The organism is Marivita sp. (genome assembly GCF_051859345.1).
Taxonomy (GTDB): Bacteria; Pseudomonadota; Alphaproteobacteria; order Rhodobacterales; family Rhodobacteraceae; genus Marivita.
In genome coordinates, this window is the sequence record NZ_JBHYFV010000003.1 from 178,854 (window position 1) to 191,039 (window position 12,186).

The window sequence follows — 12,186 nt, forward strand, 5'->3', positions numbered from 1 at the left end:
AAACTCAATCAGCGGAACGCGTCGCAGGGATTACCCCGATCCACAGATGGTGCGCTTTCGACCAGATCAAAGCTGCCGGACGGCGCAGCATCGTCTTCGCCCTGTCCGAGCGCAACAACCCGCAAAGAGGGTGCGGCCGCTATCAGGTACACCGGCGCGCCCCAGTCCATCCGCGCATGCCCGTTGCCTGTGATCACCACCACCGGCCCACCCTGCGCCTTGAAAGCCTGAAGCGCCGAATAGGCCAGTTCCGCATCCCGCAAACGCTGAATATCCACCATCACCGGCAACATCTCTTGCGGCATCGCATCGCAATGCGCCGCCAACTGCAACGCCTCGCGCTCGGCCTGCTGCGACTCGGGTAACGACTCAAGCAGCCCATATGCCTCTGGATTCCCCCGGAATCCGGTGCTCAGACCCTCGCTCATCGCCCGGCGCGCCGTATCACGCGGCACCGCCGCACCATAATACGCCGCTTCGGGGGCCGCCGCGAAAATCGGATAATACATGGAAAAGTCCGGCCAGCCGCTGTTGTTCCAGTCCAGAACGGCCTCCAGCGCCGCCTCGTCCGCAATCACGGCAGGGGTCACAAGATCCGCTTGCGCCTGTGTCAGCATCTCAAAGACCAAGGCTGGCGCAGACACCTCTGCCACAATCTCCGCCTGACGCGCATGATGGGCAGGATTGTCGTGCAATTCGCCAAGGAAAACCACGTCGGCCCCATCAAAAACGCCCCCAGCGACCAGTGCCGTGGGGGCGAAAATCAGGGCTGCATATCGGAATTTCATACGAGGAAGTGATGCACCTCGGGGCTTTGCGCTTCAAGTGATTTCCGGATTTTAGCAAACGCCGCCGCCTCAAGCTGACGCACCCGCTCTTTCGACAGGCCAAGCTCGTTGCCAAGGCTCTCCAGCGTCCGGGCATCTTCCCGCAGCTTGCGTTCGCGCACGATAAAACGCTCGCGCTCGTTCAGTTGGTTCATCGCCATCGTCAGCCACTGACGCAGCTGCGCAAGATCCAGATCCTCTTCCACTGTTTCTTCTGCCTGCGCAGAATCATCCTCAAGCGCATCAATCCACTCGCGCCCCTCATCCTCGGTCGATTGCGTCGCATTCAGCGAATAATCGGACCCGGACAAACGGCCTTCCATCATCTCGACATCATGCAGCGGCACGCCAATCTCTTCCGAAATCAGGCGGCGCATCTCGTGACCCTCGAGCTTCTTGCCCTCCGCCGCCGCCTCGCGCTCCAGCCGCGCTTGCACCCGGCGCATGTTGAAAAACAGCGACTTCTGCGACGATGTGGAGCCGGTGCGCACGATGGACCAGTTGCGCATCACATAATCCTGAATGGACGCCTTGATCCACCAGACCGCATAGGTCGAAAAGCGCACGCCGCGATCCGGATCAAACTTGTCTGCCGCCTTCATAAGGCCCAGACCCGCCTCCTGGATCAGGTCATTCATCGGCGCACCATAGCGCTTGAATTTCGACGCCATCGAGATCGCCAGCCGCATGTAAGCCGTGATCAGGCGATGCAGCGCAACCTCGTCACGCTCGTCACGCCAAGCATAGGCAAGCTTGAGTTCCGTCTCCGCATCCAGCAATTCTGCCTTCATCGCACGACGAGACAGGGTTTGGTCGTTAAACGAGTCCAGTGCCATGTGAGCCCCCTGAATTTATATCTTGTACCGAATACGCACACCGCCCATCGGTGGATCAAAGATTCATCCAAAAAGTTTCAATATCTCCTCAACGCGCTAACACATCAATTCGTTCCGGTGATGCCCCTGCGCACAATTCGAAATTGGGCAGAAGCACTGCCCTGCGTTAGGATCGCAGGGATCCATCGCAATTCAAGGTGCGTCTGCATGACATATAAGCTTTTTATCGGAGATTACGCGTATTCAAGCTGGTCTCTGCGCGGCTGGCTGCTTTTTCGCACACTCGGCCTCAAACCCGACATCCATCTTGTCGATTTCAACGCCGGCGCGGTCTTTGAACAAATGCCCGAAGTCGCGCCCGCCCGCACCGTGCCGACCATGCAAACCCCCGAAGGCACGGTGGTCTGGGATTCGCTCGCGATGGCGGAAGAACTTCACGACCGGCATCCCGAGGGCGATCTCTGGCCCACCGATCCGACCGCGCGGGGTCTGGGACGGGCCTTGGCCGCTGAAATGCACTCCGGGTTTTCGGCGCTGCGCAGTGAATGCCCGATGAACCTGCGCACCTCTTATCGCAACGTGTCGCTCTCCGAGGCGACCCGCACCGATATCGCACGGATCGAGACTATCTGGAGCCACGCACGATCGAAATTCGCGGATCGTGGCCCCTGGCTTCTGGGCACCTGGTCCATCGCCGACATCGCCTTCGCCCCAGTTGCCGCGCGCTTTGCCGGGTATGATGTGACCCTGTCGGATGTGGCGCAGGCCTATGTCGATACGCACCTGTCAGACACGATGTTCCGTCAATGGCGCAGCATGGCTCTGGTGACGGGGGACACTTTGCCATGGTATGCTAAACCCTTCGACACCAAACCGTGGCCCGGTCCTGCCCCTCTCTTCGCCAAGCCTGTCGAAACCGGACCAGCGGTGAACACGACCTGCCCCTTCACCGGCGGCAAACCGGGGTATTTCCTTGAATATGACGGCAGTGTTTACGGGTTCGAAAACCGGATATGCCGCGATGAGACCGCCCATGACCCGGCGGCATGGCCAAGCTTCATGCAGATGACGCGGACGACCTGACACAGGCGCTCCGTTCCTTCAAAGGAACGGACACACGTCTTCAAAGACGTGTCCCCTCCCCAAGGGTCATCATTGTAGCGCGGACCTGACCACCGGGGGCAAGCCTTCCTTCAAAGGAAGGCGGAAATCTCTTCCAAGAGATTTTGCCCCGCTCCTTGTTAACCATTTCGCAACCATGATCACGCCACCCTCGGCCGACACGAGGACAGGACACCATGGTTGCGCACGCCTACACGGTTGCTTTTGAAGGCGTTGATGCCCGCATGGTCGAGGTGCAATGCGCCATCACTCCCGGAATGCCCGCCTTCGCGGTTGTGGGGCTGCCGGACAAGGCTGTCTCTGAATCCCGGGACCGCGTGCGCGGCGCCCTCTCCACGTTGCACATCGCCCTGCCGTCCAAGCGCATCACGGTCAATCTGTCCCCCGCCGATCTGCCCAAGGAAGGCTCGCATTTCGACCTGCCCATCGCGCTCGCCCTCCTGGCCGAACTGGAAATCCTGCCCAAGGACGCCGTGTCCGACACCGTTGCCCTGGGCGAATTGTCCCTTGATGGCGCACTTGTGCCCGTCATCGGCGCCCTTCCTGCCGCAATGGCCGCCGCATCCGAAAACCGCGCCCTGATCTGCCCGTCCGCCTCCGGCTCCGAAGCCGCCTGGGTCGGCGGGTGCCAGGTCATCGGCGCAAAGGGCCTGATGGACATCATCCAGCACATGACCGGACGCACGCCGCTGCGTCCCTGCGAACCGGGTGAGGTCACACAGTCTCCGGATGGCCGCGACATGCGCGATGTCAAAGGCCAGGAACGCGCCAAACGCGCGCTCGAAATCGCGGCGGCCGGGCGGCATCACGTCCTGATGGTGGGCACGCCGGGGTCCGGCAAGTCCATGCTGGCCTCGCGCCTGCCTGGCATCCTGCCGCCACTCACCCCGACCGAAGCGCTCGAAACCTCGATGGTGCATTCGCTTTCCGGCCTGATCGAAGCCGGTGGCATCTCGCGCGAACGCCCGTTTCGCGAACCGCATCACACCGCGTCCATGGCCGCAATCGTCGGTGGCGGACGCACCGCCAAGCCGGGTGAAATCAGCCTCGCGCATAATGGCGTGCTGTTCATGGACGAATTCCCCGAATTCCCCGGTATTATGGAGCAAACTCACCAGATATGATGATGTTTACGCCGCGTTTGGTGTTTCTCGGTGCCTCACTAGATCAACAAACATGAGCGGCTCAGCTCGCTCCGTGTTTTCTGGCGTATCCAAAAGTCGAAATCCTCGTTTCTCATAGAATTTTATTGACGGCTGCTTTGCGTCTACCACCACAAATCGGCATCCAGCAATCTCGGCAATTTCTAAAGTTCGGCCTAGTGAAAAATCTACAAGAGAACGCCCCAGACCGTACTTCCGGTATTGTTTAGAAACGGCTAATCTAGCAATTTTCATAGCTGGATAATGGTCGTAGTGAAATTCCGCTCCATCGAGATCAGCTATATCGTCGCGCTCAGAAGCAATTTCTCCACATACCAACGTTACATAAGCTACAACTTTGTTTTCTATAGCAAAAACGTAAGTTTTCGCCAGTAATTGCTCTGAAAATTTCTTTGCGTCTCGCTTTAGGAATGTCTTGAGCGGCTGAAACTGAGCATCGCCTAACGAAAACCCGGCGAAGCTATCGCCGGGTTCCAGAAGTCGTAGGTCAAATGACTGCTCCTCAGCCAGAAACCTTTTCCTTATTTGGGCGGGCTGCTTGGAAAGTAACTTTCCCGCCCGTCTTGAATTTCTTCGTTAGTTCTAGTCCGCGCTCAACGCTTTGCTTAGCAGCTTCGCTGGATCGCCCGTATTTTACTTGGCGAGAAAACTTCGCCGCGTCATCCTTTGTAAGCGTCACGCGGCCAAAAGCGTGCGAATTGATGGCCATCGTGTCTTTCCTCATGTTTTTAGTTGTGTGCAGGTGTGTTTGCTTGGTGTTGTGTGGTGTATGTGTTGCACATAGCAACACATGTAGCAGATTTTTTGACTATTCAATGATGAGATTGTCAAAATTGCTCTCTGACATGTGACATTTTCACGCTTCTAGGCTCACAGAGTTCGCCCCTATCGCGTCCATGCACATCAAGAAAAACGCGGTAGTGAAGCTGCCACGGCTTATCTTGTTCGCTATGTTCCGCTCGGTCTCGGGCGTTCCGAGCATTGTCAGCCGATCCGCAAGCTGGCCGTAGGTTATGCCGCGCCGCTTGAGTTCGGCCTTCAGAATGTTCTTGGCTTTGGTTTCGTAGTCATTGACGACTTCAACATCCTTGGGCATGGCGTGGCCTTTCGTTAAAACATCTCATATATGATGATATAACCCTTGCATCCGATGAATACTACACCTATATTCAGTGTAGAACATCATCGGATATGATATAAAATGGCCCAGCACTTCCTTCTTTCCCCCGCCGCAAAGACACTTTCGCTCGTGAAGGTGATGCGTATGTCTGAAGAAGAAGCGCGCACAGCCTTCCGCAAAATCCGCTGGACCGAAACCGAAGGTGAGCCGATCTGCCCCGAGTGCGGATGCGTCGATCACTACGACCTGAAAACCCGCCAGGTGTACAAGTGCAAGGGCTGCAACAAGCAGTTCAGCATCACGTCCGGCACAATCTTTCACGGTCGCAAGCTGCAAGTCCGCGATATTCTGGCGGCAATTGCAATCTTCATAAACGGTGCCAAGGGCTACAGCGCGCTTCAACTGTCCCGCGATCTGTCGGTTGACTACAAAACAGCTTTCGTGCTGCTGCATAAGGTCCGCGAAAGCATAGAGACTGCCCGCGATGCTGGTGCATTGTCCGGCGATGTTGAAGTCGATGGCGCTTATTTTGGCGGCTATGTGAAGCCTGCCAATGAAATCAAAGACCGCAAGGACCGCCGCAAGAAAGCCAACCAATCTGGCAAGCGTCAAAGTGTTATCGTTGCTCGTGAGCGCGGTGGCCGCACGTTGACATACGTTGCCAGCACAGAGGCCGAAGGCGTTGCACACGTCGCTGCGAACGTCACTAAGGGCAGCACTGTTCACGCTGATGAGGCTTCACATTGGGACAAGCTGGCGGCCTACTTTCCGATAAAGCGCATCAACCACAAAGAAGCGTATTCCAAGGATGGCGCTTGCACCAACCAAGCCGAAAGCTTCTTTAGCCGCCTGCGTCGCGCTGAGATTGGCACGCACCATCACATCGCAGGCAAGTATCTTGGCGCGTATGCCGCTGAAATGGCATGGCGTGAAGATAGCAACCGCGTTGCCAACGGCTTTCAGTTTGCAATGGTTATGGGTGCTGTGAGTGCCGCTGAGAAGTCCTCCAAGTGGTGCGGATACTGGCAGCGCTGGGCATAAAAAGAGGCGGGGAATCTCCCCCCGCCCTAGTCAAGTTTCATACAAGCTTCTTGGGCCGCTATCGCCTAGCCTAGATGCGTTCGTCGTGCTTTGCGCGGGTTAGCGGCTACGCCAGTGGGCGCAGACACGCTCTACCCTGCCAAAGCGAACGCGCTCGTATGCGTTCACAAAGACACCAGTATTCATGCCCCGTCTCCTATTGAGAGGGTTTCCCTTGAAATGGGGCAGAACTCTTGTCATATTGCGAGTGTCTAGATCGCTTTTGACAGGGTGAATTCTGCCCCGGTTAATTGCTGCTATGGGGGGCCGATCCGCTTTATTGCTGGTCGGCCTTTCCCGTTAGTCCCCCTGCAACGCCGCACAGCTTACGGAGCAAGGCTCTCTGGGTATCTTCATGGCGAATCCTTCTACATGTTGGGGCAACCCATGCGCCCACATCGACTCCTAGAACCAGTCAAACCGCCTGTCAATGCGCTACGGCGCATTTGGCTTAGAATTTTGTTGCGCCAGTTGGTGTTTTACGCTATCTGGACAGCAAGATTTATGGAGTTGGCGGCATGGCAAGGCAAAGAAGTCCAGGATATCCGAATACAAGCCTCAAGGAGTGTATTGATAATATAAGAAAAATTCACGATCAGGACTACACTAACCCAGTTTCGAGAGAAGTAGCTGCGCGTCACATGGGTTACGCTGGCACCACCGGGACCTCTGATCGTGCGATCTCTGCCTTGATGCACTTTGGTCTTTTAGAGAAGGTATCAAAAGGTGAAGTGCGGGTGTCACAGCTTGCGATTGACATCTTGTTCCCCGAATCTACTGAATCCCGTTCAGAGGCAATTCGAGAGGCCGCTAACAGGCCTGTGCTTTTTGGGCGGATTTCGGCAAAATTCCCAGAGGGGCAGCCATCAGACCACAGTTTGAGAAACTACTTGTCGAGGGAGGGCTTCGTTTCTGCGGCCATTGATCCGGCTATGAAATCTTACCTTGAGACGCAGCAATTTGTACAGCAAGAGAGCGCTAGCGAAAGTTATGGACCGTCAGTGCCAATGCAGGCAGAGTCTTTGCGTATTTCGGAAAAAGATAAGGATACGCAGTTGCTTAGCACTTCACAGTCGGAACCAGTCGCGCCGCATCCTTCGGCACTGCCCGTAGAAGCTGGCCTAAACAAAATCAACGCTGAGATTCGAGGGGGTCAAGTCTACATATCGGCACTAATGGACCTAGAAGGACTACAGCGCTTGAAGAAGAAGATCTCTGCCTTAGAGGATTTCTTGTCAGAAGAGTAAAAAAGGGCGGCTCACACGCCGCCCTTTTTCAATGCCCAAAGTTTATACGGCCCGTTCCCGTCATGGTCACGCGTCCAGCCGTGATCTTCAACCAGCCCCTGATCCCTACAGCCCTTTATACAAGCCCCGATGCGCTTACGCAGTGTGGCGTAGGTCGCATCATCACAGACCAGCCCCCGATCTGCGGCCCATTTCTCGGTTATCTGGCGCGATGTAAGCGGTTCTTCGGCTTCACGCAGGCAATCCAGAACGAACCGCTTCACAGTGCCTTTCTGCGCTCGGTGTTTGGTCACATACTGCTTTATCGCGTAGCTGTCCGCGTCTGGATCAAACAGGCGGATTGCGGCGTCCAGGTGATCTATGTCAACCGTCAGCTTTTTGATTTCCGCTTTGTAACGGTCGCGCAGCGCGGACAACTCAGCGTGCTTTGCGACCAGTCCCGATACAGTGTTCGGGCGCTCATAATCTACTGTGTCTTTCATGCTCACAGCATAACATCATCATATGTGGCGTACTAGTCATTAAATTTGGTGAGTTTGCTCCATAATACCGGAATTCCCCCGCGCCGTATTGGAAACGCTCCGCCAACCCATCGAAACCGGCGAAGTCATGATCGCCCGTGCCAACGCACATATCAAATATCCCTGCCGTTTCATGCTGGTCGCCGCGGCAAACCCCTGCAAATGTGGCTACCTGAGCGACCCTGCCCGCGCCTGCTCGCGCGCGCCGAACTGTGGAGAAGACTACATGGGGCGCATCTCGGGCCCCTTGATGGACCGCTTCGACTTGCGCGTCGATGTGCCTCCAGTGGCTTTCCGTGACCTCGACCTTCCCGGCTCAGGGGCCACCAGCCGGGACATCGCCACCCGCGTTGCCGCCGCCCGCGCAATCCAGACCGACAGGCTCAAGAGCCATCCCGGCATGCGCCAGAACGCCGATCTCGAAGGAGAACTGCTGGATCAATCAACCCTGCTCGACGAAACGGCCCGCGCCCTCCTGACCAACGCCGCAGACCGCTTTGGCCTGTCGGCGCGTGGCTATCACCGCGTGCTTCGTGTCGCCCGCAGCATTGCCGATCTCGAAGCCACCGACACCATCACCCGCGACCACGTCGCCGAGGCGCTAAGTTACCGATTGCCCAAAGGCACCACATGACAAGGGCAAAAGGCCCCCAGCGCCGCTGTCAGGCACACAAGGCCTGTGGAACACTTGTCAGAGTTTCGCCTCGATCGCCTGCCAGATGGTTGCAGCGACGTTGATGCCGTCGAACCGCTCAAGTTCCTGAATGCCGGTGGGCGACGTCACGTTGATTTCAGTCAGGTAGTCCCCGATCACGTCGATCCCCACAAACACCTGGCCTTTCTCCTTCAGCAACGGCCCGATCCGCGCGCAGATTTCCAGATCACGCGCGCTCAACCCGATCTTTTCGGGCCGACCGCCCACATGCATGTTCGACCGCGTCTCACCTTCCGCCGGCACCCGGTTGATCGCGCCAACCGGGTCGCCATCCACAAGGATCACCCGCTTGTCGCCCGCAGACACGTCCGGCAGGAATTTCTGTACAATCAACGGCTCCCGCGAAAACCCGGTAAACAGCTCGTGCAACGAGGTCAGGTTGCGGTCCCGTGCATCCAGCCGGAACACCCCCGCCCCGCCATTGCCGTAGAGCGGCTTAAGAATGATATCCCCGTGGCGCGCCTTGAACGCCTTGATCGTCTCCAGATCACGCGCGATCATCGTCGGCGGTGTCAAATCCGGAAAATCCAGCACCAACAGCTTTTCCGGGTAATTGCGCACCCAGAATGGATCATTCACCACCAAAGCCTTGCCCTTCAGCCGGTCCAGCAGATGCGTCGACGTGATGTAATGCATGTCAAACGGCGGATCCTGCCGCAGCCAGACCACATCGAAATCCGCCAGATCGACCTGCTCAAAAGGCCCCAGCGCCACATGATCGCCCTGCACCCGCTGCACCGTAAAGCTCTGCCCGACCGCGAGAATGCGCCCTTCGTCATAAGCCAGCTTGTCCGGGCTGTAGAAGAAAAGCTCATGCCCGCGCGCCTGCGCCTCTTCGGCCAGTCGAAAACTGCTGTCAGCGTTGATATTGACCGATTGAATCGGATCCATCTGAAACGCGATTTTCATGTGCTGCCCCCTGAAAACTCTGCCTTCCTAATGGCCCAAGCCATTGGGGCACGCAAGGTCAGGCAATCACAAGGCCAAGCTGGCATTCGGGATGATGTCGATCACCCCCTGGGCATCCACCAAGGCCACATCGAGGCGCGCATCGGTCAGGCTTCCGTTCGGGCAGGACCCAAGATAATCTTCGGCGCTTTGCAGAATCCGTGCCAATTGGCGCGGTGTCACGCGTTGTACCGCCTGGGCATGGGTTCGGCTTTTCTTGACCTCGACAAAGACCACCGTGTCACCTTCTGACAGGATCAGATCAATTTCCCCACACCGCCCGCGCCACCGCGTTTCGCGCAGGATGGCACCTTGATCGCGGTAATGCCGTTCCACCGCCTGTTCGGCACTCAGCCCGGCATGGTAATTGGTGCGCCGGGCATCCCCGACGCGGTCGCGGTCATTTCGAAAATCAAACGGCATCCATCGCCCCTTCCAGAATCACCCTGGCCAGACTCACCCTGAACCAAACCATCTAATTTTCGCCTAACGCCATCGCCCTTTGATACGCATCCCGCCGGGACACACCAAATGTCTGGGCCACTTCGCTCGCCGCATCCTTGACCGAAAGTCGCGTCAGGGCATCCTGCAACGCGGCGTCCAGCGTGGCCTGATCCGTCTGCACACCCGCCCCGCGATCAATCAGGACAACGATCTCTCCCTTGGGCGTCTCGTCGCTGTACTTCTTTGATAAGTCCGACAAACCCCCCGCACAACGCTCTTCAAACTTCTTGGTTAACTCCCGACAGACCACCGCATCCCGGTCCGCGCCCAGCACCTCTGCCGCATCCCGCAGCATTGCCCCCAGCCGCTTGGGCGATTCATAAAAGATCAGCGTGGCAGGCACCGCAACAAACTCCGCCAGCGCCTTCTTGCGCTTGCCAGAGCTGTTGGGCAGGAACCCCGCAAACAGGAACCGGTCCGACGGCAATCCCGACAGGGTCAGCGCCGCCACCGCCGCCGTTGCCCCCGGTGCCGTGGTGCAGGCATGGCCCGCCTCCAGCGCCGCGCGCATCAAATCGAACCCCGGATCGGAAATCAGCGGCGTTCCCGCCTCTGACGCATAAACCACCGACTGCCCCGCCTCCAAAGCCGCCATCAACCGGGGCCGCGCCCGGTCGCCATTATGGTCGTGATAGGCCACCAGCGGACGGTCGCCGACGGGGACGCCATGAATATCCATCAACCGCCGCAAGGACCGCGTGTCCTCTGCAGCCAGCACATCCGCCGCTGCCAGAAGGTCCAGCGCGCGCAGTGTGATGTCGCGCGCATTGCCCAGCGGCGTCGCCACCAGATACAACCCCGGCGCGATATCGCGTGTCTGCCAATTCATGTCTGGACCCGCCTTTCGCGTTGTCTATGATCGCCCCCATTCAACAAACCGTGCGCGACGTCTCGGCGCACGAAAAGGGAGTGCGTTTTATGTTGGCCGTTTTGTCCACCCCCCGCAAGCTGTTGCGCAAAGCCGTGGCGATTGCCGCTTTCATGGGTCTGACCGCCTGTGATCCAAGCATGACGGCGTTGCCCGGAGCGGGGTCCGGACCCAGCGTGAACGCAAACGCACCGATCCCCGTTGCCCTGCTGATTCCGCGCAGCGACAGCGGTGCAGGTGGCGTGGCTTCCAGCCTTGAAAACGCCGCGCGCCTTGCCTTGGCCTCGCTGGACGGTGTTCAGATCGACCTGCGCGTCTACGACACCGGAGGCAACGCCCAGCGCGCTGCGGTGCAGGCCGAAACCGCTGTGGCCGAAGGCGCAAAGATCATCCTCGGACCGCTCTTTGGGGAAGCCGCCAACGCCGCCGGTGTGGCCGTTGCCGACAATGGCGTAAACGTGCTCAGCTTCTCGAACAACCCAAGCATTGCAGGCGGAAACGTCTTTATCCTGGGCCCGACCTTCCGCAACACAGCCGACCGCTTGCTGCGCTACGCCTCCCGTCAGGGCAGAACATCCGTCGTGATCGTGCATCCGCAAAACGTCGAGGGTGAATTCGGCAAATCCGCGATTCAACTGGCGGCAAGCCAGAATGGTGTCCGCGTGGCAGGTGTCGAATCCTTTGCGTTTTCTCAAGAGGGCGTCGCTTCGGCCGTGCCGCGAATCCGCAGCAGACTTGACTCCACGGGTGCGGATTCGGTCTTTCTGACCTCGAACGCTGCCGGCGCATTGCCGACGCTGCTGCAACTGATGCCCGAAGCCGGAATCAGCCCATCAGCCACGCAATACATGGGCCTGGCCCGTTGGGATGTGCCCGCACAGATCCTGTCGATGCCCGGCGCCCAGGGCGGTTACTTCACCCTGCCCGACCCGGCCGCAAAAGCCGCCTTCGAAAGTCGCTACACCGCGCAGTTCGGACAGGCGCCACACCCGCTCGCCGGTCTTGCATTTGACGGTATCGCCGCCATCGGCGCTCTGGTACGACAGGGCCGTTCGGACGCGCTCAGCGTCCGGGCGCTGACACAAAGCTCGGGCTTTCAGGGGGCCAACGGCGTCTTCCGAATCCGCCCGGACGGAACCAATGAACGCGGCCTCGCAATCGCGACCGTGCGCAACAACCAGGTGACCATCCTTGACCCAGCCCCATCCGGCTTCGGCGGCGCAGGCTTCTAAGTC

General features: G+C 58.4%; 13 protein-coding genes and 2 pseudogenes. 6 read left to right on the forward strand and 9 right to left on the reverse strand.

Translation table 11 applies throughout. The annotated features are described in order from the left end of the window. Window positions 1-8: 8 nt before the first annotated feature. Window positions 9-788, reverse strand: coding sequence for a ChaN family lipoprotein (locus ACTIEN_RS03725; protein WP_439521761.1), 780 nt, complete (start codon window positions 786-788; stop codon window positions 9-11). Continuing rightward, on the reverse strand, window positions 785-1,663 hold the full coding sequence (locus ACTIEN_RS03730) for an RNA polymerase factor sigma-32 (RefSeq protein ID WP_439521762.1): 879 nt from the start codon (window positions 1,661-1,663) through the stop codon (window positions 785-787). The genes ACTIEN_RS03725 and ACTIEN_RS03730 overlap by 4 nt, the downstream gene beginning before the upstream one ends. 207 nt (window positions 1,664-1,870) lie before the next feature. Between ACTIEN_RS03730 and ACTIEN_RS03735 the strand changes: the two genes are divergently transcribed. Together ACTIEN_RS03735 and ACTIEN_RS03740 are read left to right on the forward strand one after the other, a co-directional pair. Continuing rightward, complete coding sequence (locus ACTIEN_RS03735; RefSeq protein ID WP_439521763.1) at window positions 1,871-2,746, forward strand: glutathione S-transferase; 876 nt, start codon at window positions 1,871-1,873, stop codon at window positions 2,744-2,746. 215 nt (window positions 2,747-2,961) lie between these two features. After that, window positions 2,962-3,897, forward strand: a pseudogene (locus tag ACTIEN_RS03740) (YifB family Mg chelatase-like AAA ATPase); the annotation flags it as partial. Between the two features lie 18 nt (window positions 3,898-3,915). Here the strand turns inward: ACTIEN_RS03740 and ACTIEN_RS03745 are convergent. The 3 genes from ACTIEN_RS03745 to ACTIEN_RS03755 all read right to left on the reverse strand — a co-directional run bounded on the left by ACTIEN_RS03745 (window position 3,916) and on the right by ACTIEN_RS03755 (window position 5,044). Then, window positions 3,916-4,473, reverse strand: a complete 558-nt coding sequence (locus tag ACTIEN_RS03745; RefSeq protein ID WP_439521822.1) for a GNAT family N-acetyltransferase — start codon at window positions 4,471-4,473, stop codon at window positions 3,916-3,918. Beyond that, window positions 4,451-4,657 carry a hypothetical protein gene (locus tag ACTIEN_RS03750; RefSeq protein ID WP_439521764.1) on the reverse strand — a complete coding sequence of 69 codons (207 nt, stop codon included), beginning with the start codon at window positions 4,655-4,657 and terminating at the stop codon, window positions 4,451-4,453. The genes ACTIEN_RS03745 and ACTIEN_RS03750 overlap by 23 nt, the downstream gene beginning before the upstream one ends. 147 nt (window positions 4,658-4,804) lie before the next feature. Next, window positions 4,805-5,044, reverse strand: a complete 240-nt coding sequence (locus ACTIEN_RS03755; RefSeq protein WP_439521765.1) for a DUF6471 domain-containing protein — start codon at window positions 5,042-5,044, stop codon at window positions 4,805-4,807. Between the two features lie 105 nt (window positions 5,045-5,149). Here ACTIEN_RS03755 and ACTIEN_RS03760 point away from each other — a divergent pair, with 105 nt between their 5' ends. Both ACTIEN_RS03760 and ACTIEN_RS03765 read left to right on the forward strand, forming a co-directional pair. Next, window positions 5,150-6,109 (forward strand): IS1595 family transposase, encoded by a 960-nt coding sequence (locus tag ACTIEN_RS03760; protein WP_439521766.1) that lies wholly within the window; start codon window positions 5,150-5,152, stop codon window positions 6,107-6,109. A gap of 557 nt (window positions 6,110-6,666) precedes the next feature. Then, window positions 6,667-7,395 carry a hypothetical protein gene (locus ACTIEN_RS03765; protein WP_439521767.1) on the forward strand — a complete coding sequence of 243 codons (729 nt, stop codon included), beginning with the start codon at window positions 6,667-6,669 and terminating at the stop codon, window positions 7,393-7,395. An 11-nt stretch (window positions 7,396-7,406) separates the two neighbouring features. Here ACTIEN_RS03765 and ACTIEN_RS03770 read toward each other — a convergent pair whose 3' ends face one another. Beyond that, window positions 7,407-7,877: a hypothetical protein gene (locus tag ACTIEN_RS03770; RefSeq protein ID WP_439521768.1), complete on the reverse strand. Its 471-nt coding sequence runs from the start codon at window positions 7,875-7,877 to the stop codon at window positions 7,407-7,409. Window positions 7,878-7,944: 67 nt separating this feature from the next. Here ACTIEN_RS03770 and ACTIEN_RS03775 point away from each other — a divergent pair. Then, window positions 7,945-8,550 (forward strand): annotated as a pseudogene (locus ACTIEN_RS03775) (ATP-binding protein); the annotation flags it as partial. A 57-nt stretch (window positions 8,551-8,607) separates the two neighbouring features. Here the strand turns inward: ACTIEN_RS03775 and gshB are convergent. From gshB to rsmI, 3 genes are all read right to left on the reverse strand, one after another. Then, complete coding sequence (gene gshB / locus ACTIEN_RS03780; RefSeq protein WP_439521769.1) at window positions 8,608-9,540, reverse strand: glutathione synthase; 933 nt, start codon at window positions 9,538-9,540, stop codon at window positions 8,608-8,610. A gap of 66 nt (window positions 9,541-9,606) precedes the next feature. Then, window positions 9,607-10,002, reverse strand: a complete 396-nt coding sequence (locus ACTIEN_RS03785) for a YraN family protein (protein WP_439521770.1) — start codon at window positions 10,000-10,002, stop codon at window positions 9,607-9,609. Between the two features lie 52 nt (window positions 10,003-10,054). Continuing rightward, window positions 10,055-10,912, reverse strand: coding sequence for a 16S rRNA (cytidine(1402)-2'-O)-methyltransferase (gene rsmI / locus ACTIEN_RS03790; RefSeq protein ID WP_439521771.1), 858 nt, complete (start codon window positions 10,910-10,912; stop codon window positions 10,055-10,057). An 89-nt stretch (window positions 10,913-11,001) separates the two neighbouring features. On the opposite strand from rsmI, the gene ACTIEN_RS03795 reads away from it, so the two are divergent. Beyond that, window positions 11,002-12,183 carry a penicillin-binding protein activator gene (locus ACTIEN_RS03795; protein WP_439521772.1) on the forward strand — a complete coding sequence of 394 codons (1,182 nt, stop codon included), beginning with the start codon at window positions 11,002-11,004 and terminating at the stop codon, window positions 12,181-12,183. Window positions 12,184-12,186: the final 3 nt, after the last annotated feature.